Here is a 22,636-nt window from a genome sequence, read left to right as displayed (position 1 = left end):
ATCGGGGCGGGGACGGTTGGCGGACGGAGGTGCGCGGGTGCGGGTGGTGTCACCGGTGCCGTCGCTGACCGAGGTGTTGATCCGTGAGCCCGAGCGGGTCGAGGCCCGCCGCACGCAGACCCGTGCCGTCCGCGCGGAAATCCGTCGCCGACGACCGGTCCGCGCTGCGAGGATGCCGACCGTGTCCGTGAACTTCATCTCCGGCGTCGAGCTGTCCCGGCGGCTCTACGCCGACGCGGTCCAGCCCTTGCTGTCTCGGCACCTCCCCGGCCTCGCCTACAGCGCGGCGTTGATCGGCGCCGGATCCGAGGTCCTCGGGTTCGACACACAGCGCTCGACCGACCACGACTGGGGTCCGCGACTGCACCTGTTCCTCACCGCCGAGAATCTTCCCCGCCACGGCACCGGAATCGACAACCTGCTCCGCGAGCGGCTGCCCGCCGCGATCGCCGGCTATCCCACCAGCCTGGTCCCCACCGACCACGGCACCCGGCACCTGCGACACACGGCCGGACGCGCCCAGCACGGCGTCGTGATCGCCGAACTCGGCGACTGGCTGACCGGTCACCTCGGCTTCAACCCGCTGACCGGCATCACCTCCCGAGACTGGCTGGCCACCCCGACCCAGACCCTGGCAGAGGTCACCACCGGCGCCGTGTACCACGACGGAATCGGTGTCCTGCACACGGCGCGGCGAGCGCTGGCCTGGTATCCCGATGACGTGTGGCGCTACGTGCTCGCCTGTCAATGGCAGCGCATCAGCCAGGAGGAAGCATTCGTCGGCCGCTGCGGTGAGGTCGGTGACGAACTCGGCTCGGCGGTCGTGGCCGCCCGCCTGGTCCGCGACCTCATGCGGCTGCGCCTGCTGATCGACAAGACCTACCCGCCCTACGGCAAATGGCTCGGCACCGCCTTGACCCGCCTGCCCGACACCGACCAACTCGCCGCCACACTGACCGCAGCGCTGGCCGCCGACAACTGGCGTGACCGCGAGCACCACCTCGTGACTGCCTACGAGGCCACCGCGGCCCAGCACAACGACCTCGACCTGACCGCGCCAGTCGACCCGCGCGCCCGGCTCTTTCACGACCGGCCCTTCCGCGTCCTGCACGCGGAACGCTTCACCAAGGCGCTGATCCGCGCCATAAGCGACCCCGCCCTGCGAGCACTGCCGCTGACCGGAGCCATCGACCAGTTCGTCGACAACACCGACGCACTCGGCCACCGCACCCGCAGCCGTGCGCTTACCGCCGCCCTCTACCCGCTCGACCAGTAGCAATCACGCACCGTTTGCCGACAAGCAGACGCCACGAGTTTCCGAACCGAAGCAGGCCACCACGCTCGTCACAGCCCACCCGTACTCGGGTTCGTGGCCGAGGGAACTTCAGTAGTTCCGAACCCGAGATCTCTCGACCGGTAGTGATCGACTCACGCGGACCGGCCCGCCGGCCCGGCGGATCAACCGTCGACGCCGGGTCGGCGCGCGGCCACGACGCTGGCGCCGATGGAGATCGCCAGGGTCGCCACCACCACCGCGAGGGTCGACCAGACCGGCAGCTTGCCCACCGGCGTCTCGGCGAGGATGAGCTTCAGCCCCGCGAAAGCGAGCAGCAGCGCGAGCCCGTACCGCAGGTAGCCGAACTGGCGTAGCAGGCCGGCGAGGCAGAAGTAGAGGCTGCGCAGTCCCAGTACGGCGAACGCGGTCGCCGTCCACACCAGAAACGTGTTCGTGGTGATGGCGAGGATCGCCGCCACCGAGTCGATGGCGAAGACCACGTCGGTGGCCTCGATGGCGACGAGCGCCACCAACAGCAACGTCGCCACCCGCCGGCCGGCGACCTGGGCGGTGAACCTGTCGTCGTGGTAGCGGGCGTCGGTGGGCACCAGCCTTCGGAAGAGCCGGACCACGACGTTACGGTCCGGGTCGACGTCCGGCTTTCCGCGTACGGCCAGCCGCCAGCCGGTCCAGATCAGGAAGGCACCCAGCACGAACCCGGCCCAGGTGAGCCGGTCCAACAGCTCGGCGCCGGCAAAGATGAACAGCAGGCGGAAGACGAGCGCCCCGACGACACCCCAGAACAGCACCTTGTGCTGAAGACCCGGTGGCACGCGAAAGTAGCCGAAGAGCAGGGCGAAGACGAACACGTTGTCCACCGAGAGCGCCTTCTCCAACAGGTAGCCGGAGAAGTACGCGATGGCCGGGTCGCCGCCGAGGCCCCACCAGAGGACCAACCCGAACAGCAGACCCGTGCCGATCCAGACGGCGCTCCAGACCACCGCCTCGGGCAGCTCGATGACGTGGTTGTCCCGGTGCAGGAGCACGTCCACGGCGAGCAGCACGGCGATCAGCGCGCTGGTCGCCGCCCAGGCCCACAGCGGCACCGTGACCGTCGCCTCAGCCACCGGTGCCCTCCGCCTCGACCACGGCCACCGCCCGACACCTCAGCCGCCGGCTGTGTCGAGCCTAGGCGAGCGGCCCCGCCCCACGCCTGGGCTCCGGCGAAGTCGGTGCGGGCCGGTAACGCCGGTGCCGACCGGGTGGGCGGCGGTACTGCCGCACATCGGTGGGGGGTGATCCGGCAGGATCGAGGTGACCGGACACATCAACCGACACGGCAGGAGATCCCCGCATGAACCAGGCAGCAGGCGCCTCATCCGGCAAGCCCGAGGTGGGTCCGATCGAGGGTGCGCCGCCGGCCGACCTCGTGATCGAGGACATCACCGTGGGTGAGGGACCGCAGGCCGAACCGGGCCAGCTCGCCAGCGTGCACTACGTCGGCGTGTCGCACTCCACCGGCGGCGAGTTCGACTCGTCCTGGAACCGGGGCGAGGCGTTCGAGTTTCCGCTCGGCGGCGGTCAGGTCATCGCCGGCTGGGACCAGGGCGTCGTCGGCATGCGCGTCGGCGGCCGCCGTCGTCTGACCATCCCGCCCCACCTGGGGTACGGCGACCGCGGTGCGGGCGGCGTCATCAAGCCGGGCGAGACGCTCGTGTTCGTCGTCGACCTGCTCGGCGTGCGCTGACCGACGCTCGGGGGGTCGTCGGCTCGTGCCAGCGGCCCCGCAGGACTCGGATCGCTCGGGGGTCGTCGGCTCGTGCCAGCGGCCCCGCAGGACTCGGATCGCTCGGGGGTCGTCGGCGTGCCGACGGCCCCGCAGGTCGGATCGCTCGGGGGTCGTCGGCTCGTGCCGGCGGCCCCGCGGCGGCCTCCTCGGATCGCGGGGCCGCTCCGGGTCAGGTCAGGCGGCCAGTTGCAGGTGCGCCGGCTCGACTGTCGGGCGACGGGCGGCCTCGACGACCCGGGCCGGCTCCAGGATCGGCATCACCCGGTGCAGGCCGGTGGCGCGCAGCACCCGGGCCACGACCGGGCTCGGGTCGACCAGGACCAGTGCGCCACCACACGCCCGCACACGCAGGTGCGCGGCGAGCAGCGTGCGGACGCCGGCGGCGGAGAGCAGCCGCAGCCCGGACAGGTCCACCTGGAGCACCGGACGGGCCGGCACCGACCACAGCGCGGACCGGAACGCGGCCACCGTGGCGATGTCGACCTCGCCGGCCACCCGCACGAGGACCATCTGGTCACTCACGCTGACCTGCACGTCCAGCCGGTCGTTCCGCTCTCCCATGCCGAGAAATCTAGCCGCCCCCACCGACAGTTTCGGCCTCCGACGGAGTGATTCCGGGTACGCCCAGGGTCTAACCCCGAGGCACCCCTCATCCTCCTCGGGGTGCAGGTCGTGTCGAACATCGGTCGGTCGGCGTGGGCGGCGGAGAATGGGCCGATGCTGGTCCCTCGGCCCCGGCCGCCCCGGTTGATCCGTCCCGTCCGTGAGCCGGCCACCACGCCCCCGCCGTTGGCCGGGGAATGGGCGCCGACGGACCAGAGGCTCGACCGGGCCGAGTTGCTGCCTCTGCCCAACGGCGCCGTCGGCCCGGAGGACGTGCTCGTCGACGACGCCGGCCGGGTGATCAGTGGCGACGAGGACGGCCGGCTCTGGTACTGGCCGGTCGACGCGCCGGTCGGCACCCGCCCCCGACTGCTGGCCGAGACCGGTGGCCGACCGCTCGGCATCGAGGTGGACGCGTCCGGCGAGGCTCTCGTCGTCTGCGACGCGTACCGGGGGCTGCTGCGGGTGACGCCCGACGGCGCGGTCCGCGAACTGACCGGAACGGCACCCCTGGTGCACCTGGCCAACAACGCGACGGTGGCGCGCGACGGCACCATCTACTTCACCGACTCCTCCGACCGGTTCCCGGTCTCGCACTGGAAGCGGGACCTGCTGGAGCATCGCCCCAACGGTCGGGTGCTGGCCCATCATCCGGGCAGCGGCCGCACCGACGTGGTGGCCGACGGGCTGTACTTCCCCAACGGGATCGCACTGACCCCGGACGAGTCGGCGCTGATGCTCGTGGAGACCAGCACCCACCGCCTGCTCCGCGTCGACCTGGGCGGCGGCGTCCGGGTGCTCGCCGACCTGCCCGCGTACCCGGACAATCTCTCCGCCGTCGGCGACGGGACGTACTGGATCGCGTTGCCCAGCCCACGGGTGCCGATCGCCGAGCGGCTCCTGCCGCACCCGCGACTGCGTCAGATCGCCGCGTTGCTGCCCGACGCGTTGCAGCCGCAGCCACGACGCTACGGGCTGGTCGCGCTCGTCGACGGCGCGGGCGCGGTCCGCCGGACGCTGCACGGCCCGGCCGGGCGGTACCGGATGATCACCGGGGTACGCCAGCACGGCGGGCGCCTCTGGCTGGGCAGCCTGGTCGGGCCAGGGGTGGCCCGCGTACCGCTGAACTGACAGGCCCGGGCCGGCCCGTCGTGGCGGCGGGCCGGCCCGGGTGTCGGCGCCGGTGTCTCAGCGACCGCTGACCGAGGGCGCCGGGGCGGGCGAGCCGCCAGCCACCGCGCCCGGGTGCGCCGGGGCGACAGGTGCGGGCTTGAGGCCGGGCGGCACCGGCAGGGCGCTGCCCCGGACGAACTCGTCCCAGCTCACGTTCCACGCGGTCCAGCCGTTGCCCGGCTGCAGCTCCACCTCGGTGCCCTTGACGGTGATCAGGTCACCGACCTGCGTCATCCCCATCAACCAGTCGGCGGCGGTGGCGGAGACGTTCGCGCAGCCGTGCGAGACATTGGTGTTGCCCTGGTCGCCCTCCGACCAGGGCGCGGAGTGGATGAACTCGCCACCCCAGGTGTAGCGCTGGGCGTCGTCGACGTCGACCACGTAGCCACCGTTCGGCTCACCCCGGGTGTCGAAGGTGGTCCGCTCGTGCTTCTCCATGATCACCATCTTGCCGCTGGAGCTTGGCGTGCTCGGCTTGCCCAGGCTGACCGGGATCCGCTTGATCTGCTTGCCGTCCCGCAGCACCGTCATCTGCTTGGTGGCGTTGTCGATCTCCAGCGCGGTCTGGCGTCCGATCTTGGAGGTGGCCCTCCGCTCGGCGTCGCCGACCCGGTCCTTGCCGATCGGCAGGCCCTCGAGGCCGGCCCGGACACTGATCGTGGTCCCCGGCTTCCAGAAATCGGGCGCCCGGTAATAGACCTGACTGCCGTCCTCGATCCACGACCAGGTGCCCGGCTGCGGCGGATTCGTCTTCACGAACAACCGCCGCTGGACATCTGCTCTGGCCTCTTTCGGAATTGCCGGGTCGAACGCGACGGTTACCGGCATCGCGGTGCCGTACGTCCGATTGCCCACGAAATAGAGAGTGCTGGTGATCTGCGGTTTGGTCGATCTGGCCATGGTGGTGAACGAGGTGGTGCGGGTGGTGGTCGCACCGGAGTCCCCGGTCGCGGTCACCTCGGCGGTGTACGTCCGCCTCGGTTGCAGGGGCGCCGTCGGCACCCAACCCGAGCCGTCCTCGCGCGGCTCGGCGCCGACCTGCTTGCCCTTGTCGTCGGTGAGGCGCACCCCGGTGACCCGTCCACCCGTGACCACGGTGCCCACCTCGGCGCTGACCGGGACGTCGCGGGCCTTGTCCGCCGGCGTCACGGCGAGCTCCGGGGCTGCGACGTGGTCCTTGGCCGAACCATTCGCCGGATCCCGGTCGGCGGTGCACCCACCCAGGACGAGTGGTGCGGCTGCGATGGTTACCGCCAACAGCGTCAATCGCCGCCTAGACGTCATGTTCAGTCCCCCCCGTTTCGACTTCCCTCCGCCACATTCTCACCTGCTCAGCAGGCGTATCCGTCGCATTCCGAAATAATCGGCGGCGCATTTACCGACGCATTTTCCGATGATGTTCCAGTTGGCGGATCAAGCGTTCGACCGACAGGTCTCGAGCCCTCTGCTCCGCTTGAGCCGGGCGGGTGCGGTCGTCCCGTTCGTGATCGACTCAGCGTCGGTGCAGCCGGGGTCGGTACGTCCCGGGATGACGCGAGTTCCCTGAGCGCGAGAGTGGATCATGCCCGGAAGGCGAGGCGATGACACTCGGGCCCCGGGTGGATCACGCTCGGTTCGCGGCCGGGTCGGGTCCGGTGAGATCGGGCCCGCGCACCTCGGGGGCGGACTTTTGTCGACTGAAGCGAAACTTCTGCCGAACGCGACGAAGCTTTGCCTTCGTCCGGGGGCAAGGGTAAGGTCACCTTCCAGATAGAGGGTTGCCCATTAGTCGATCAGCCTGCCGCCACCCCTGCCGGGTTGCCGTGTTCCGCCCCCGACGGGGGGCCGGGCCGCACCGGAGCGCCGTCCTCACCGTCCAGCCGAAGCCCGCCTTCGGCCGGTTCGGCGCGCCCGGGTGACGACAGCCAGGTCGACCGCCGCCGACGGCGTACCTGCCGTCAGGAAGGGACCACCACCATGGATCAACAGCTCAACCCGCCGACACCGACGTCCGAGCCGATCAGCCGGCGCGGAGTGCTGCGCGCCGCGACCGTCTCCGCCGCCGCCGTCGGTACCGCCGGCCTGCTCGCCGGCCCGGCCACCGCCGCCCCCGCCGCGCAGTCTCGGCGTCGGGTGCCGGTCGACCGGATCAGCATCCAGCTCTACACCCTGCGCGACCAGCTCACCGCCGACCTGCCCGGCACCCTGGACGCGCTGCGCCGGATCGGCTACCGGCGGGTGGAGCACGCCGGATTCGTCGGACGCACCGCCGCGCAGTTCCGGGCCGCGCTCGACGAGGCCGGGTTGCGATCCACCTCCGGGCACACCGGCATCCCGCAGCCCTTCGACGCCGCCACCTGGGAGCAGGCCCTCGAGGACGCCAACGTCGTGGGCTGCAAGAAGATCGTCCACCCCTACTTCGGTCGGGACGCCAACGGTCAGGCGATCCGGGACCCCAACGTCTACCGGGCCCTGGCGCGCGACCTGAACAAGGCCGGCCGGCTGGCCGAACGCGCCGGGCTCGACTTCGGTTACCACAACCACCAGCTGGAGTTCACGCCGCTGACCGACGGCTCGACCGGCTTCGACATCCTCACCGGGCAGACCGACCCGCGCCTGGTCCACTTCGAGCTCGACCTCTACTGGACCTGGCGGGGGGCGCACGACCCGGTCGACGTGATCCGGGCCAACCGTGGCCGGATCCGCCAGGTGCACGTCAAGGACCTCGACGTCGAGGGTGGTTTCGCCGACCTCGGCGACGGCCTCATCGACTTCGGCCGAATCTTCGCCCACGAGCGGGAGGCCGGCATCGAGGAGTACATCGTGGAGCGCGACGACGCGGGCACCGCGCCACGCTCCCCCGCCGACGCCCTGGACACCGCACGGGTCGGCTTCGACTTTCTCGCCTCACTCCGGTACTGAAACACCTCGGGGGACAATTGATGAACAGAACCGCATTCGTGTCCGCCCTGCTGCTGGTGACGGCCGGTCTCGCCGTACCGCCGGCGGCCGCGGCCGCCGCGCCGGCCCCGCCGCCGGACAGCAGCTTCCAGAAGGTGACACTCAACGACTTCCCGGGCGAGCCGATGAGCCTTGCCGTCCTGCCCGACCTGCGGGTGCTGCACACCTCCCGCACCGGCGAGGTCCGCATCCACGACCCGCGCACCGGGCTGAACACCCTCGCCGCCGACATCCCGGTGTACGAGCACGACGAGGAGGGCTTGCAGGGGGTCGCCATCGACCCGAACTTCGCCCAGAACAAGTGGGTCTACCTCTACTACTCGCCGCCGATGGACACGCCGGTGGACGACCCGGCGACCCCGGGCGTCAACGAGGGCGACGCGCCGGAGACCGGCACCGAGGCGGACTGGCTGCCGTTCAAGGGCGCGCTGCGGTTGTCCCGGTTCAAGCTGGACGGGACGAAGCTCAACCTCGCCAGCGAGCAGCAGATCATCGACGTGCCGACCGACCGGGGCATCTGCTGCCACGTCGGCGGCCAGATCGACTTCGACAGCAAGGGCAACCTGTACCTGTCGACGGGTGACGACAGCAACCCGTTCGCCTCCGACGGCTACGTCCCGATCGACGAGCGGGCCGACCGCCACCCGGCGTTCGACGCCCAGCGCACCTCGGCCAACACCAACGACCTGCGCGGCAAGCTGCTGCGCATCAAGGTGAAGAACGGTGGCGGTTACACGGTGCCGGCCGGCAACCTGTTCAAGCCGGGCGCGGCGCAGACCCGCCCGGAGATCTACGCGATGGGGCTGCGCAACGCGTTCCGCTTCTCCGTCGACAGGCGTACCGACAACGTGTACGTGGGCGACTACTCCCCGGACGCCTCCAACCCGAACCCGGCGCGCGGCCCGGCCGGGCACGGCCGGTGGATGCTCGTCGACAAGCCGGCGAACTACGGCTGGCCGTACTGCGTGACGCCGACGATCGCCTACCGCGACTACGACTTCGCCACCGGCCAGTCCGGCGCCAAGTTCAACTGCACGCGCCCGGTCAACGAGTCACCGCACAACACCGGCAAGCGCGTGCTGCCGCCGGTCGAGCAGCCGCAGGTCTGGTACGCGGCAGCCCCCTCGGCCGAGTTCCCGCAGCTGGGCACCGGCGGCATCTCTCCGATGGGCGGCCCGGCGTACGACTACGACGGGAACAGCACGTCGCGTACCCGCTGGCCGGCCTACTACGACGGGGTGCCGCTGTTCTACGAGTGGAGCCGGGACTACATCAAGGAGTTCCGCCTCGACTCCGACGGCGACGTCGCGGACATCCTTCCGGTGGCGCCGTCGCTGGTGGTGGACAACCCGATGGACATGGAGTTCGGCCCGGACGGCGCGCTCTACGTGCTGGAGTACGGTGACGGCTACTTCGCCGAGAACCCGGACGCCCAGCTGTCCCGGATCGACTTCGTCCGGGGCAACCGGACGCCGATCCCGAAGATCAGCGGCACGCCGACCGTTGGGCAGGCGCCGCTGACCGTCGCGTTCTCCAGCGCCGGCACCACCGACCCGGACGGTGACAAGCTCAGCTACGCGTGGGACTTCAACGCGGACGGTTCGGTGGACAGCACCAACCCGAACGCGACCTGGACGTTCTCGAAGAACGGCTCGTACACGCCGACGCTGAAGGTGACCGACCGCACCGGACGGTCCGCCTCGGCATCCCTGCCGCTGGTGGTCGGGCCGACCGCGCCGGTGGTCGAGTTCGTCACCCCGGAGGCGGGGCAGCCGTTCCAGTTCGGACAGACGGTCGCGTACGAGGTGAAGGTCACCGACGACCTGCCGGTGGACTGCTCCAAGGTGAAGGTCACCTACGTGCTCGGGCACGACGAGCACGGGCACCCGCTCTCCACCTCGACGGGTTGCTCCGGAAGCATTCCCACCTTCCTCGACGGTGGGCACAGCGGTGCGGACAACCTGACCGCCGTGTTCGTCGCGGAGTACACCGACGCGGGCTCTCCCGCGCAGTCGGGCTCGGCCGAGGTCGTGCTGGATCCGACCCCGGTGGCCGGTCTGGCCGGCTGACCAACCCACGATGACAGCGGCGGCGGCCGGATCACTCCGGTCGCCGCCGCTCGTCGTTCAGCTCCGGTCTCGCCGGGACCACCGACGGGTCGCCGCTCAGGTCCAGTCACTGTCGACGTGGTTGTCCCGCCAGCGCCCGCCCACCGGCGGGGTGTCCAGCAGCATCCCGTCGCCGGCGTTGCCGGCCAGGTCGTTGTCCTCGACCCGGCAGTCCACGCAACTGCCGCGCTCGGTGATCCACAGCCCGTGCGTCTGGGTCTGGTCGTCGTGGTTGTCCCAGATCCGGTTGCCCCGAACCGTGGCGGAGTCGAACGGCGCGTCGATCGTGATCCCGGCCCGCCGCTCGGGTGCGGGCGACAGTTCGTACCCACAGCCGGGCGGCGGCACGTCCCCGCTCCACGCGGTGAACCCGTCGGGGCGTACCGGGGCGAGGGTGAGTTCGTCGCCGGTGTTGGACGCGACCATGGCGACGGCTCGTCCGACCCGCAGGACCTTGCCCCGGTGCCCGTCGTGCGGCCAGTTGGCCGACCGGTCCACCAGACACCGCTCGCTGTAGCGGACGGCGTCGCCGGTACCGCCGGCCCCCTCGGCACACTGCCGCCCGTTGTTGCGGATCCGGTTGTTGAGCAGCACCGCGTCGGTCATCTGGTGGTCGATGCGGACCGCGTCCAGGCCGTTGCCCCAGAACTCGTTGCTCTCGATGACCACGTCCCGGATCGAGCCCTGGTAACCGCGTCCGAGGTCGTGCGCGTGATAGCCGTGCCGCCCATTGCCGCTGATCCGGTTGCCCCGCACGGTGTACGGGCCGGGGCTGTTGCCGATGCTGACCCCGTCGCGCATGTTGCCGTCGATGACGCAGTCGGTGAGCAGCCCACCCCGGCCGGCCACGGACGAGGTGCCCTGCGCCGACACGTCGAAGCCGGTCTCCAGGTTGCCGGTCATGGTGCAGGCGGAGACGATCAGGCCGTCGGCGCCCCAGTCGGAGATACCGAACCGGTTGCCCTGGCTGTGGCAACCGATGATCCGGTAGCCGCGCGGCGGCGGCCAGTAGTCCTTCTGCAGCTCCAGGAAGATGCCGTTGGTGCCGTTGGCCAGGGTGGTGCAGTTGGCGATGGTCAGCCGCTCCACCGTGCCCCAGCCGCCGACGCCGATGCCGATGCCGGCGCCGCCCATCTGCTCGCCGTTGTCCAGTCGGCCGCAGCCGACCACCACCACGCCGTCGATGATGGAGTCCTGGAGGAAGTCGCAGCCCAGGCCTGTGGCCGCGGTGTGGTGGATGTAGAGGTTGCGGAAGACGCCGCGCACCACGTACTGGAGGCCGAGCCCCTTGGCCAGGTAGTTGTACTCGGCCATGGCCACCCCGGAGCCGTCGATCTGGAAGTCGGCGAAGCTGCAGTCGGCGATGTGCCGGTCCCGGTCGGCGCCGTGCTGCACGGTGGTCCAGAAGGCCAACGGGGTCGGGTCGGCCCGGTTGCCCTCGTTGCTGAGCATGAACCGGGTCGCCGCCGGGCCGGCACCGATCAGCGACACTCCGCTGCGCCACACCGTGCCCGCGTCCCGGATCGAGTAGATGCCCGGTGGGCAGTAGATGACGCGCGCACGCCCGTCCGACGCGTACCCGGCGCCCAGGCGGTCCACGAGGGCAGCCAGCGCGGGCTGGTCGTTCGTCGCGCCGTCGCCGGTCAGCCCGTACTCCAGCGCGTCGCAGTAGAGCGGCGCGCCGGCCGAGGCGGGCCGTCGTACCCGGACCGAGTTCAGTAGCAGCTCGTTCGCCACGGCCACAGACCGGCTCCCTTCGACACGTTCGGTGCGCTCCGGCGGGGCCGACTTCCCGATGACGCCGCGGGGAAACCCCAGGCGTGCGTCGGTCCCGGCGCCGCGGGGGCAGCGCCGGGACCGAGGGGGTACGCGCCTCAGACGGCGGCGATCAGCAGCGCCGGGCGCTCCACGCAGTCGGCGACGTGCCGCAGGAAGCCACCGGCCACCCCACCGTCACAGACCCGGTGGTCGAAGGTGAGGCTGAGCTGGGCCACCTTACGGACGGCGAGTTGCCCGTCGACCACCCACGGCTTGTCCACGATCCGGCCGACGCCGAGCAGCGCCGCCTCCGGGTGGTTGATGATCGGCGTGGAGCCGTCGACGCCGAACACCCCGTAGTTGTTGAGCGTGAAGGTGCCGCCGGTCAGTCGGGCCGGCGGGAGGCTACCCGCTCGCGCGGCGGCGGTGGTCGCCGCCAGTTCGGCGGCCAACTCGGCGGTGGTGAGCCGCTGGGCGTCGCGCAGCACCGGCACCAGCAGACCCCGGTCGGTCTGCGCGGCGATGCCGAGGTGCACCCCGGCGGACTGGACGATGCGCTGCGCCTCGGTGTCCACCCGGGCGTTGAGCTGCGGGAACCGGCGCAGCCCGCTGAGGCAGATCCGGGCCAGCAGGGCCAGGATGCTCACCGGCGCGTCGGGCGTCGCCGCGTTGATCGCGGCCCGGGTCTCCAGCAGCCCGGTGGCGTCCACGTCGACCCAGATGGTCACCTCCGGGATCTCCCGCCGGCTGCGGGAGAGCTTGTCGGCGATGGCCTTGCGAACGCCGGTGAGCGGGATGATCACGTCGTCGTCCCCGGACGGCACCGGTGCGACGGGGGCGTCGGGCACGGCGGCGAGTCGGGCGGCGGGCACGGTCAGCGCCGCCTCCACGTCGGCGCGGCGGATCACTCCGCCGGGACCGGTGCCCCGCACCGCGTTCAGGTCGACGCCGCGTTCCCGGGCCAGCCGCCGCACGATCGGCGAGATGACCAGGGCGGTCGGCCGCGCCGGGTGGCCGGACGTGTCGCCCGTACCCGGGGCGCCGCCGGCAGCCGCGCGGGTCCCACCGCTCGGGGCAGCACCACCGGCTGGGGCGGTGTCGGTCCACGCGGTGTCGGTGTCGGTCCGCGCCGGGTCGGCCGGGTCGGGGGCGAGCGTCAGCCGAGGCCGGCGCCGACGGCGGGTGGCGCCGCCGTGGCCGGTGCCGTAGCCGATCAGCACGTTTCCGGAGCCGGCCTGCTCCTCCTCGCGGTAGGTGGCGTGCCCGGCGGGCTCGTCACCGCCGTCCAGCGGCGCGATGGTGATCAACGGCTGGCCGACCGGGCGTACCTCACCGGCCGCGCCGTGCAGGGTGACGACCCGGCCGGCGTACGGGCAGGGCACGTCCACGACCGCCTTGGCGGTCTCCACCTCGACGACGCTCTGGTCGACAGTGACCACGTCGCCCACCGCGACCCGCCACTCGACGATCTCGGCCTCGCTCAGCCCCTCGCCCAGGTCGGGCAGGAGGAAGACCTGGGTGCGCTCGACGGTGGTCATGCCGCCGCCCAACGCGCGTCCGGCTGGTCGTCCCACTGGAGTCGGGCCACCGCGTCGAGCACCCGGTCCACACCGGGCAGGTGGGTGTGCTCCAGCATCGGCGCCGGGTACGGGATGTCCAGCCCGGCGACCCGCAGCACCGGGGCGTGCAGCGCGTGGAAGCAGCGCTCCTGCACCCGGGCGGCGATCTCCGCGCCGACCCCCGCGAAGCCCTGCGCCTCCTGGATCACCACGCACCGGCCGGTGCGGCGGACCGAGGCGGCGATGGTCTCGTCGTCGAACGGCACGATGGTGCGGACGTCCACCACCTCCAGGTCCCAGCCCTCCTCGCGGGCGGCCTCGGCGGCCTCCAGCGCGACCGGCACCGCCGGCCCGTACGCCACCAGGGTCGCGTCGCGGCCGGGCCGGCGCACGACGGCCCGGCCGAACGGCTCGGTCCGGGTCGGCAGGACCGCGTCGGCGCTGCCGAAGTAGAGCTTCTTGGGCTCCATGAAGACCACCGGGTCGGGGTCGTCGATCGCCTCGCGCAGCAGCGAGTACGCGTCCTCGACGGTCGCCGGGGTGACCACCTTCAAGCCGGGGGTGTGCGCGTAGTACGCCTCGGACGAGTCGCAGTGGTGCTCGACCCCGCCGATCCCACCGGCGTACGGCACGCGGATGACGATGGGCACGCTGAGCTTGCCCCGGGTCCGGTTGCGCAGCTTCGCCACGTGCGAGGCGATCTGCTCGAACGCCGGGTACGCGAACGCGTCGAACTGCATCTCGACCACCGGCCGCAGACCGGACATGGCCAGGCCGACGGCGAAGCCGACGATGCCGGCCTCGGCGAGCGGGGTGTCGAAGCAGCGGTCCTCACCGAAGCGGGCCTGGAGGCCGTCGGTGATCCGGAAGACGCCGCCGAGCGCGCCGACGTCCTCACCGAAGACGACGACCCGGTCGTCGGCGGCGAGGGCGTCGGCGAGCGCGGCGTTGAGGGCCTTCGCCATGGTGGTGGCCATCAGGCGTCCCCCTCCTCGTCGCGGGCGGCGGCCAGCTCGGCACGGACCTGCTCGCGCTGTTCGATCAGCTGCGGGGTGGGCTGGGCGTAGACGTGGTCGAAGAGGCTCAGCGGGTCCACGGTGGGCTGCTCGTTCATCCGGGTCCGCAGGTCCGCCGCGTACGCCTCGGCCTGCTCGGCGACCTCGGCGACCGCCGCGTCGTCGAGCACCCCGCGGGCCCGCAGGTAGGTCTCCAGCCGGGCGACCGGGTCGCGGTCACGCCAGGCGTCGACCTCGGCGCCGTCGCGGTAGCGGCTGGCGTCGTCGGCGTTGGTGTGCGGTTCCATCCGGTAGGTGTGCGCCTCGACGAGGAACGGCCCGTTGCCGGCGCGGGCGTGGGCGACCGCGCGGGTGAGCACGGCGAGCACGGCCACCGGGTCGTTGCCGTCGACCTGCTCGCTGGGTACGCCGTAGCCGACGCCCTTGTAGGCCAGCGACGGCGCGGCGGTCTGCCGCGACAGCGGGACGCTGATGGCGTAGCGGTTGTTCTGCACGAAGAAGACCACCGGCGCCTTGAACACGGCGGCGAAGTTGATCCCCTCGTGGAAGTCGCCCTCGCTCGTCGCGCCGTCGCCGATGAAGGCCAGCGCCACGGTGTCCCGACCCTGGTACGCCTCACCGTGCGCCAGGCCGGCGGCGTGCACGCACTGGGTGGCGAGCGGGGTGCACTGCGGCGCGGTGTGCACCTCGGTCGGGTCGTAGCCGCAGTGCCAGTCGCCGCGCAGCAGGGTGAGCACCTCGACCGGGTCGATGCCCCGGGCAACCAGCGCCATCGACTCACGGTAGGTGGGGAAGACCCAGTCGGTGTCGCGGACCGCGAGCGTCGCGCCGACCTGGCACGCCTCCTGCCCCCGCGAGGACGGGTAGACGGCCAGCCGGCCCTGCTTGGTCAGGGCGGTCGCCTGGGTGTCGAACCGGCGGCCGAGCACCATCCGGCGGTACAGCTCGCGCAGCACCTCGACGGGTGGCTCCGGATAGTCGCCGCGGGCGGGCAGTGGCGTGCCGGTGGGGTCGAGCAGGCGGACGGGTTCGGTGTTCGGCAGCAGCGGGCGCGCCGGGTCGGGCGGGGTGGCCGCTCGACGCGTACGCGGGGATGCCCTGCGGACCGCCTGGGGAGTGGTCGTCACGGCGGAACCTCCTGGGACGTGTGGTGAGCCTATGCTTCCGCGTGTCGGATGATTGACTCAAGATCCACGCAGAACGCGGGACGGTTGGCACGCGGAGGGGGTCACAGTGAGCCAGGAGAGCGGCGACGACGCGGACCGGGTGGCGGGATCGGGACGATCGGTTCGAGCCCTCGACGAGGTGGACCGGCGGATCCTCGACGAGCTGGTCCGGGACGGGCGCACGTCGGTGCGCACCCTGGCCGAACGGATCCACATCTCCCGCACCAACGCGTACGCGCGGGTGGAGCGGTTGCTGCGCGACGGGGTGATCACCGGGTTCCACGCCCAGGTGGCGCCCGAGGCGGCCGGGTTGGGCACCTCGGCGTACATGGCGTTGACGATCGAGCAGAACACCTGGCGGGAGGTGTCGGCCGAGCTGGCTCGGGTGCGCTACGTCGAGCACGTGGCGTTGCTCAGCGGCGAGCACGACGTGCTGGCCCTGGTCCGGGCGCCGGACAACGCCGCCCTGCGGGATGTGGTGTTGGACCGGGTGCAGCGTATCGCCGGGGTGTTGTCGACACGGTCCTGGCTCGTCTTCGAGGAGTTCGGCGGAACGCAGAGCCCGTGGCAGTAGAGGCCATAACACGAATTGATTAGCACGATGATGAAATAGGCGAATTACCGTAGAACGCCGCTACTATCCGCGACGTGGCTATATCGAATGAGTTGTGGGCGCAGGCCCGGGTCGCCGCCCCGCCACCGACCAGGCCGACGTCGACCAGGCCGACGTCGGCCGGCGGGCGGTCCTTCCGCGGGGACATCGAAGGCCTGCGGGCGGTGGCCGTGCTGCTGGTGCTCCTCGGGCACGCCGGGGTGCCGTACCTGCCCGGCGGTTTCGTCGGTGTCGACGTGTTCTTCGTGATCTCCGGATTCCTCATCACCGGCCTGCTGCTGGAGGAACTCGACCATCGTGGACGGCTGTCGCTCACCGACTTCTACGCCCGCCGCGCGAAGCGTCTGCTGCCGGCCGCCGCGACCGTCCTGCTCGCGACCCTGGTGCTTACCTACTTCTTCCTGCCTCGCGGCCGCTGGTCGTCCACCGCCTGGGACGTCATCGCCAGCGCCTGTTACGCCATGAACTGGCGGTTGGCCGAGCAGTCCGCCGACTACGTGGCCGCCAACGACGCCGCGAGCATCGCCCAGCACTTCTGGTCCCTCGCCGTCGAGGAGCAGTTCTACCTGGTGTGGCCCCTGCTGCTGATCGCCCTCGGGTGGTTCGCCCGCCGCCGGGGCCACGGCGGCCGCGGCCTCTACCTGCTCGGGTTGGCGCTGATCGCCCTCCCCTCGTTCGCCTGGGCGCTGTACGTCTCGCCGACCGACCCATCGGCGTACTACGTCACCACCACCCGGATGTGGGAGCTGGCCCTCGGCGGCGCCGTCGCCGTCACGGCGATCTGGTTGCGCCGGTCGCCGCGCCTGGTGGCCGTGCCGCTGGCCTGGGCCGGGCTGATCGCCGTCGGCGCCTCGGCCGCGCTGATCACCACCGAGGCGGGCTTCCCCGGCTACGCCGCGCTCGGCCCCACCCTCGGCACCGCCACGGTGATCGCGTTCGGGCCGGCCGCCGGTCGCGCCGGACCGGTCCTGCTGCTGGGCCAACAGCCGCTGCGCTATGTCGGCGGGATCTCCTACTCGCTGTACCTGTGGCACTGGCCGGTGCTGATCGCCGCGCAGGCGCACTTCGGCGACCTCGGTGTCGGCCCCGCGCTCGCCGTCGTGGCCGCCTCGGCGGTCCCCGCCGCGCTCACGTACCACTTCGTCGAGAACCCGGTGCGCCGGTCACCCACCCTCGCCGACCGGCCCTCCGCCGCCCTGCGTATCGGCGCCGTCTGCACCGGTGCGGCCGCGCTCGCCGGCCTGACCTTCCAACTGGCCATTCCGACAACGACGGGTACGACATCCGCGTCGGTCATCATGGGTCAGGTGCCCGGGGCCTCCCCGGAGGCGACGCCACCGGCCGCGCCGGGTGCCGCGGCGCTCGGCACATCACCGCGCACCAGCCGGGCCGGGGTGCCCGTCGACAAGGTCGCGTCGATCACGCCCGAGCCGGCGCGCGCGGCCCGGGACGCACCGCTGTTGCAGGCGACGAAGAGTTGCCACGTGTCGCTGGAGTCCGCGACGCCGGAGGTCTGCGTCTACGGGAAGATGAACTCGGCGACCACCATCGCGCTGGTCGGCGACTCCCACGCCGACCACTGGGTCCCCGCCATGCGGCAGGCGGCGGAGACGAACGGCTGGCGCCTCGCCACGTACACCAAGGGCGGCTGCCCGTTCCTGAATGCGGAGATCTCCCTGAACGACAGGCCCTACTCGGCCTGCACGGAGTGGAACAAGAAGGTCCGCGAGACACTGCTCGGCGCGGGCCGCCCCGACCTGCTGATCGTCACTCACTCCGAGTACCCGGTCTCGGGCGCGCCGCCGAACTGGCGGCCCGCGATGGTCCGCGAGTTGCGCAACACCTGGAAGAGTATGACCGCCGAGAAGGTTCCGGTCCTGGTGCTGCGGGACACGCCGCTGCACCTGTTCGACGTCGCCGAGTGCGTGTCCAAGAACCCGAAACGCCTGACCAAGTGCACCACGCCCCGGGACGAGGCCCTCAGCCGCGGGGGCGGTCCCGCTCAGGAAGAGGCGGCCGACGGGCTGTCCGGCGTCCACCTGATCGACCTGAACGACTGGATCTGTCCCGCGGACCGGTGCGCCCCCGTCATCGGAGGGGTGCTCGTCTGGCGCGACGCGCACCACCTGAGCGCCACGTACTCGACGACCCTCGCACCCCGGGTGGGCGCCGCGCTCAAGCCCGTGCTCGCCGAGCTGTGACCGACCGTGCTCGCCGAGCTGTGACCGCCCGGGCTGGCGGACCTCACCGTTCGGGTGGGGCCTCCAGCCCGTCCCGGTCGGCCAAATCCAACAGCGGCTCCAACGAGTGCCGGTCGCCGTCCAGGCCGGCGTGCGGGTCGCCGCGCTCGGCGAAGCGGGCCGGCATGCTGAGCACGTCGAAGTCCTCCGGGCGGGCGTCGTCCAGCTCCGCCCACTCCAGCGGCGCCGACACCAGGGCCTGCGGGGTCGGCCGGATCGAGTACGCCGACGTCACCGTGTGGTCGCGAGCCATCTGGTTGTAGTCGATGAAGACCGGCCGGTCGCGTTGGTCGCGCCACCAGGTGGTGGTGACCAGCTCCGGGAGCCGGCGCTGCATCTCCCGGCCCAGGGCGAGCACCGCCCGGCGACACTCACCGAAGCTCCACCGCGGCTCGATCGACAGGTACACGTGCAGGCCCCGCCCACCGGTCGTCTTCGGGTAGCCGGTCATCCCCAGCTCGGCGAGGAACGCGTTGACCTCGCGGGCCACCGGCACCACCTGGTCGAACCCGACGCCGGGCATCGGGTCGAGGTCGATGCGCAGCTGGTCGGGTCGCTCCACGTCGGCGGCGGTGACCGGCCAGGGGTGAAACCGCAGGGTGCCCAGGTTGGCCGCCCAGATCACCACGGCCAACTCGCTGGGCGCGATCTCGTCGGCGGTCCGGCCACTGGGGAAGGTGATGTGCGCGGTACGCACCCAGTCGGGCGCGCCCGCCGGCAGCCGCTTCTGGTAGAAAGCGTCGCCCCGGTTGGTCTGCCGGGTGGCGATCGTCGCGCCCTCGAAGACGCCACGCGGCCAGCGTTCCAGCATCGTCGGCCGGTCCCGCAGGGCACGCAGGATCCCCCCACCCACCGACAGGAAGTAGCGGACCACATCCAGCTTGGTCAGCCCACGCTCGGGAAAGTAGGGCTTGTCGGGGCTGGAGACGCGGACCAGCCGCTCCCCCACCTGAATCTCCTCCGCCACCGTGGCCACGCCCACGAGCGTACGGCTCGGGGGCGGGCCGGCGGGTTACCGGCCGGGAACCAGCGTGGCGGGTTGCTGCGGCAACTCCTGGGTCGGACCGCCGACCTGCGCCGGCGGCTCCTCGGCCACCGCGGTCTGCTGCTCGACCGGCACCCGCTGCGACGACCGGCGGGCCACGAAGCCCGGCGTCCAGTCCTTCAACCGCAGCGCGGGGCGCTCGACCAACTTCCAGGACAGGAACGCGGCGGCGAACGCGACCGCTACCGACATCGCCGCGAACGGCACGTAACCCCAGCGGCTCCAGCCGAGGCTCGTCATGACCTGCTGGAGGACGAACCCGTAGATGTAGATGCCGTACGAGTAGTCGTTCTTGCGGCCCACCCAGTGCAGCTGGCGGGGCATCCGCACCGACAGCCAGACCAGCAGGTACGCGAACGCGGGCAGCCCGATGACGAAGAAGCCGCCGAAGAGCAGGGACAGCCCGAGCGCCACCGCCGAGCCGATGCCCAGCGCGTCGTTGATCGGCACCCGCTCCCGGTAGAGGTCCAGGGCCGCACCCGCGGCGAAGAGGAAGCCCAGGTAGACGATGTAGTGGAAGTTCATCGTGCCGACCAGCGGCGACACGAAGGTCCAGCTCGCCGTCGACACCGGGCCGCTGATCCGGCCGGAGCTGACCCAGTCCTGCAGGATGCTCAGGTAGAGCGCGACGGTCAGGAACAGCACGAACCGCCGGGCGTTCCGCAGCACCGCGGTCACCGCCAGCACGCCCACCACGACGTAGCAGAACATCTCGTACTTCAGCGACCACAGCGCGCCGTTGAAGACGCTGTAGTTGACCTTCTCACCCCACGGGGTGGTGTCCGTGAACAGGTCCCGGACGCCGTACTGACGGACGCCGGTCCACCAGTTGGCCTGCAGGTAGGCCAGCGGGCCGCCCCGGTCCCAGGGGTTGTCGAAGAAGCCGCCGATCGTGCCGTGCTCGCGCAACGCGACGAGCGGGGCGATCACCAGCGCGCTGACCAGCAGGCAGACCCAGAGACCGGGGAAGATCCGCAGGGCCCGATGCCAGGCGTAACGGAAGATGCCGGTACGCCGGGCGCTGCGGGTGATCAGGAGGCCGGACAGCACGAAGAAGCCGTACACGGCCATGGTGCCGACGTTCGTCTGCCGACCGGTCAGGTAGTAGCCCAGGTCGTTGGCGCCGAAGCCGAGCGGCTTGGAGTGCGACAACACGACGCCGACGGCGAGGCAGAGCCGGATCAGCCCGATGCCGTTGCTCCGGCCGGAGAGCAGGTCGGCGAGGGTGCCCCGGGACCGGAAGAGATCGGGGGTGGTCATGCGCTCAGGTACCTCTCGGCATCAGGCGGGCACATCGGCGCCGGCGTGCTCCCACAGCTGCTTCATCTCGGTGTGCAGGTCGTCGCTCGGCGACCAGCCGAGCACCTCGGCGGCCAACCCGATGTCCAGCCGCTGCCAACTGGTCTCGGCGGGACCGGTCGGCTCGGCCTCGACGAGGTCGGTCGGCACCTCACTGACCTCGATGAGGAGCCGGACCATATCACGCGCGCTGGCCGCCACACCCCGACCAATGTTGATCACGCGACCGGCCGCATCGGGACGGGTCGCGGCCAACTGGACGGCGGCGACCACGTCGCTGAGACCGATGAAGTCACGCCGGGAGCCGAGCGGAGCCAGCTCCAGCCGGGCCCGCTCACCGGCCCGCTGGGCGTCGCGCAGCCGGCCCGCGACCACCCCGAGCAGGCTGTGGCCGGGCTGGCCGGGGCCGATGACGTTGCCGACCCGGAGCGTGACGCCCTCGATCAGGCCCTGCCGGTCCGCCGCCGTGACCGCCTCGGTGCAACGCACCTTGAACTCGCCGTACGGCATCACGGGCGCGGGGGTCAGCTGCTCGGGCATCGACGTGTCGACCGGGACCAGCCCGTACTCGTGCACGCTGCCGATCTGGAGCACCCGGACCCGCCCGGGCAGTCGGCCTGCGGCCGCCAGGAGCCGCTCGACCAGGGTGACGTTCACCGCGAGCATCTGCGCCTCGCTGAGGCCCCACATCCCGCCCGCCGCGTTGATCACCACGTCCGGGGCGAGGTCACGCAGCACCGCGGTGACCTCGTCGACGTCGGCGGCGGCCAGGTCCAGTGCGCGGACCTGGACACCCCGGCCGATCGTCTTCGGGTTACGCGCCACGGCGACCACGGTGTGCCCCTGGTCGGCCAGGGCGCGGCAGATCGGGCGGCCGAGGAATCCGGTGCCGCCGAGCACCACCACCCGTACGGGCGGTTCGGCGTGCTCCGCCGGACGTCGTGGTCGGACGGTCATGGCGCTCCCCTGGCTGTCGTCGGTCATCGGCCCGGCCCGAACGCGTGCCGGGACAGACTGCGTACGCCGGACATCTTGCCGGAGAGGACCGCCGTCGGCAGCAGGGTGATGGCGTGCAGTCGGGACGAGGTGTAGCTGCGGGCCGCCCGAGCCGCCCGCGGCCACCCCTGCTCGTCCATCCGCCGGGCGACGTCGAGGAAGAACGCCCGCGCCTCGGTGAACCGGGAGCCGTTGACCGCGTCGGCGGCGGACTTGCTGACCGCGTGCCGCCGGTACTGGAAGCAGAGGGTGTTGTCGATCGCCATCTGCTCACCACGCTGGATCAGGTCGATCACCAGGGCCAGGTCCTGGATGACCTGGAACTCCGCACGGAAGCCGACGGCCTTGATCGCGTCCGTGCGCCAGCACATCGACGGGAAGTAGAACCAGCAGCCCCGCAGCAGGCTGGCCGCCAGGTCCTCGCCGCCCATCAGCTCACGGGAGTCGATCCGCGGCGCGTAGATCCGCCGCTTCGCCTCGTCGACGATGGTGTTGACCACCGTGCCGTTGGCGTCGATGATCTCGACCCCCGGCTGGATCATGCCGACGCCCGGGTACTGCTCGGTCACCGATCGCACCGTGGCGACGTAGTTGGGGTGCATGATGTCGTCCGTGCCCATCATCACCAGGTACTCGTGCTCGGCGAGGCCGACGCACTTGCGGTAGTTGGCGGTGATCCCGAGATTGTGCTCGTTGCGTTGGTAGCGGACCCGCTCGTCGTCGATGCCCGCGAACCACTCGGGGACACCCGGCTCGGTGCCGTCGTCGACCACGGTGAGGCGCCAACCAGGGTCACTCTGCGCCATCACGCTGCGCACCGCCGCCTGCATGAGGGGCACGCTTCCGTAGTACGGCAGCATAATGTCGACAATCATTGGGTCGGTAGGCCTCACTGTGCGTGGTGGGAATGCGCGACGGGCGCGGCCACATTATCAGGCCGACCCCCGCGATCGGCCAGCGCCGAACCGGGCGGCGCGCCCACCCGGAGCGCACCGAGTCGCCGCCCGACGCCCGGCTTCGTGGGCGTTATCATCGTCGCGCCCCGTAACCCCCCG

Annotated in this window: 18 protein-coding genes; 7 read left to right on the top strand and 11 right to left on the bottom strand. The window is 71.6% G+C overall.

Translation table 11 applies throughout. The features are described from left to right. Positions 1-37: 37 nt before the first annotated feature. Positions 38-1,276: a DUF4037 domain-containing protein gene (locus AB0C25_RS30560; RefSeq protein WP_357377690.1), complete on the top strand. Its 1,239-nt coding sequence runs from the start codon at positions 38-40 to the stop codon at positions 1,274-1,276. 182 nt (positions 1,277-1,458) lie between these two features. Here AB0C25_RS30560 and AB0C25_RS30555 read toward each other — a convergent pair whose 3' ends face one another. Continuing rightward, positions 1,459-2,382 (bottom strand): TerC/Alx family metal homeostasis membrane protein, encoded by a 924-nt coding sequence (locus AB0C25_RS30555; protein ID WP_357377835.1) that lies wholly within the window; start codon positions 2,380-2,382, stop codon positions 1,459-1,461. A gap of 248 nt (positions 2,383-2,630) precedes the next feature. Here AB0C25_RS30555 and AB0C25_RS30550 point away from each other — a divergent pair, with 248 nt between their 5' ends. Further along, on the top strand, positions 2,631-3,023 hold the full coding sequence (locus tag AB0C25_RS30550) for an FKBP-type peptidyl-prolyl cis-trans isomerase (RefSeq protein WP_357248913.1): 393 nt from the start codon (positions 2,631-2,633) through the stop codon (positions 3,021-3,023). A gap of 216 nt (positions 3,024-3,239) precedes the next feature. On the opposite strand, the gene AB0C25_RS30545 is transcribed toward AB0C25_RS30550, so the two are convergent. Continuing rightward, the gene (locus AB0C25_RS30545; RefSeq protein WP_357377688.1) at positions 3,240-3,626 is read right to left on the bottom strand and encodes an STAS domain-containing protein; all 387 of its coding nucleotides are present in this window, start codon (positions 3,624-3,626) and stop codon (positions 3,240-3,242) included. 111 nt (positions 3,627-3,737) lie between these two features. Between AB0C25_RS30545 and AB0C25_RS30540 the strand changes: the two genes are divergently transcribed. Next, complete coding sequence (locus AB0C25_RS30540; protein ID WP_357377686.1) at positions 3,738-4,799, top strand: SMP-30/gluconolactonase/LRE family protein; 1,062 nt, start codon at positions 3,738-3,740, stop codon at positions 4,797-4,799. A gap of 57 nt (positions 4,800-4,856) precedes the next feature. Here the strand turns inward: AB0C25_RS30540 and AB0C25_RS30535 are convergent, their stop codons facing one another. Further along, positions 4,857-6,125 (bottom strand): Ig-like domain-containing protein, encoded by a 1,269-nt coding sequence (locus tag AB0C25_RS30535; protein ID WP_357377684.1) that lies wholly within the window; start codon positions 6,123-6,125, stop codon positions 4,857-4,859. A gap of 672 nt (positions 6,126-6,797) precedes the next feature. On the opposite strand from AB0C25_RS30535, the gene AB0C25_RS30530 reads away from it, so the two are divergent. Both AB0C25_RS30530 and AB0C25_RS30525 read left to right on the top strand, forming a co-directional pair. Next, positions 6,798-7,742 carry a sugar phosphate isomerase/epimerase gene (locus tag AB0C25_RS30530; protein ID WP_357377682.1) on the top strand — a complete coding sequence of 315 codons (945 nt, stop codon included), beginning with the start codon at positions 6,798-6,800 and terminating at the stop codon, positions 7,740-7,742. A 20-nt stretch (positions 7,743-7,762) separates the two neighbouring features. After that, positions 7,763-9,850, top strand: coding sequence for a PQQ-dependent sugar dehydrogenase (locus AB0C25_RS30525; RefSeq protein ID WP_357377680.1), 2,088 nt, complete (start codon positions 7,763-7,765; stop codon positions 9,848-9,850). 96 nt (positions 9,851-9,946) lie between these two features. On the opposite strand, the gene AB0C25_RS30520 is transcribed toward AB0C25_RS30525, so the two are convergent. From AB0C25_RS30520 to pdhA, 4 genes are all read right to left on the bottom strand, one after another. Continuing rightward, complete coding sequence (locus AB0C25_RS30520) at positions 9,947-11,626, bottom strand: right-handed parallel beta-helix repeat-containing protein (protein WP_357377833.1); 1,680 nt, start codon at positions 11,624-11,626, stop codon at positions 9,947-9,949. A gap of 137 nt (positions 11,627-11,763) precedes the next feature. Beyond that, positions 11,764-13,197: a dihydrolipoamide acetyltransferase family protein gene (locus tag AB0C25_RS30515; protein ID WP_357377831.1), complete on the bottom strand. Its 1,434-nt coding sequence runs from the start codon at positions 13,195-13,197 to the stop codon at positions 11,764-11,766. Next, a complete protein-coding gene (locus tag AB0C25_RS30510) occupies positions 13,182-14,186 on the bottom strand; it encodes an alpha-ketoacid dehydrogenase subunit beta (protein WP_357377829.1) in 1,005 nt (334 codons plus the stop codon). Before AB0C25_RS30510 ends, AB0C25_RS30515 begins: the two co-directional genes overlap by 16 nt. After that, the gene (gene pdhA, locus AB0C25_RS30505) at positions 14,183-15,382 is read right to left on the bottom strand and encodes a pyruvate dehydrogenase (acetyl-transferring) E1 component subunit alpha (RefSeq protein WP_357377827.1); all 1,200 of its coding nucleotides are present in this window, start codon (positions 15,380-15,382) and stop codon (positions 14,183-14,185) included. Before pdhA ends, AB0C25_RS30510 begins: the two co-directional genes overlap by 4 nt. A 106-nt stretch (positions 15,383-15,488) precedes the next feature. Between pdhA and AB0C25_RS30500 the strand changes: the two genes are divergently transcribed. After that, positions 15,489-15,962 (top strand): Lrp/AsnC family transcriptional regulator, encoded by a 474-nt coding sequence (locus tag AB0C25_RS30500; protein ID WP_357249639.1) that lies wholly within the window; start codon positions 15,489-15,491, stop codon positions 15,960-15,962. A 74-nt stretch (positions 15,963-16,036) separates the two neighbouring features. Next, on the top strand, positions 16,037-18,202 hold the full coding sequence (locus AB0C25_RS30495) for an acyltransferase family protein (protein WP_357377678.1): 2,166 nt from the start codon (positions 16,037-16,039) through the stop codon (positions 18,200-18,202). A gap of 43 nt (positions 18,203-18,245) precedes the next feature. Here AB0C25_RS30495 and AB0C25_RS30490 read toward each other — a convergent pair whose 3' ends face one another. The 4 genes from AB0C25_RS30490 to AB0C25_RS30475 are packed head-to-tail and all read right to left on the bottom strand — an operon-like array spanning position 18,246 to position 22,441. Then, positions 18,246-19,217, bottom strand: coding sequence for a DNA primase small subunit domain-containing protein (locus AB0C25_RS30490; protein WP_357377676.1), 972 nt, complete (start codon positions 19,215-19,217; stop codon positions 18,246-18,248). A 36-nt stretch (positions 19,218-19,253) separates the two neighbouring features. Continuing rightward, positions 19,254-20,546 carry an acyltransferase gene (locus AB0C25_RS30485; protein WP_357377674.1) on the bottom strand — a complete coding sequence of 431 codons (1,293 nt, stop codon included), beginning with the start codon at positions 20,544-20,546 and terminating at the stop codon, positions 19,254-19,256. Between the two features lie 21 nt (positions 20,547-20,567). Further along, positions 20,568-21,542 carry an NAD(P)-dependent oxidoreductase gene (locus AB0C25_RS30480; protein WP_357377672.1) on the bottom strand — a complete coding sequence of 325 codons (975 nt, stop codon included), beginning with the start codon at positions 21,540-21,542 and terminating at the stop codon, positions 20,568-20,570. A 23-nt stretch (positions 21,543-21,565) separates the two neighbouring features. After that, on the bottom strand, positions 21,566-22,441 hold the full coding sequence (locus tag AB0C25_RS30475) for a glycosyltransferase (RefSeq protein ID WP_357377825.1): 876 nt from the start codon (positions 22,439-22,441) through the stop codon (positions 21,566-21,568). Positions 22,442-22,636 lie beyond the last annotated feature (195 nt).

It is taken from the genome of Micromonospora sp. NPDC048839, from assembly GCF_040649915.1.
Lineage (GTDB): Bacteria > Actinomycetota > Actinomycetes > Mycobacteriales > Micromonosporaceae > Micromonospora.
Note: the sequence above shows the minus strand (reverse complement) of the source record. Positions and strands in the feature narration are given on the sequence as shown.